This window comes from Halomonas sp. DP4Y7-1 (assembly GCF_019800705.1).
GTDB lineage: Bacteria > Pseudomonadota > Gammaproteobacteria > Pseudomonadales > Halomonadaceae > Halomonas > Halomonas litopenaei_A.
Map to the genome: position 1 here is coordinate 1 of NZ_JAHVKS010000041.1, position 503 is coordinate 503.

A 503-nucleotide genomic window follows, 5' to 3' on the forward strand; every position below is an offset into this window, starting at 1 on the left:
GCGGCACCTGGACTCAGCATGCTACAGTTCGAAAAACAAGCCATCATCCGGCAACTGCACATGCTCAAGAACCTAGAAGCGACGATCAATGTTCAGCTGGTTGATTTTGATACAGGAGCACGCCAAAAAACCTTCATGAACTTCAATTCCTCCAACATGAGCAGTGCCCTATATTTTCTCAATGCGTCGACAGCGAAGGGAGGCACTAACATTGACCGTGGCCTACAGTTGGCCACGGACTACTACAAGAAGGTGACCGCGGCCAGCAACTTTGAGAACGTGAGTTTCCTGTTCAGCGACGGCGGCCCTACCCTGTTCATGCGTAATGACGGACGCGTCGGCTTCGCTTTTCAAGATCAGCCGGGTCATAGCGTACCGCTGACTAATACCGTCGGACAGTTCAAGGCACTATCTCAGCTTACCGACGTTCATGCCATTGCGCTTCGCCCTGGGACAAAAGAGGGCACCAAGGGCAATCACTATATGGACTACTTGGACAACAC

1 protein-coding gene is annotated in these 503 nt (G+C 51.9%); it reads left to right on the forward strand.

Annotated elements, in window-relative coordinates; genetic code table 11:
- Positions 1-18: 18 nt before the first annotated feature.
- The coding region (locus KUV72_RS20100) for a hypothetical protein (protein ID WP_222239525.1) at positions 19-503 on the forward strand (485 nt) is incomplete at its 3' end.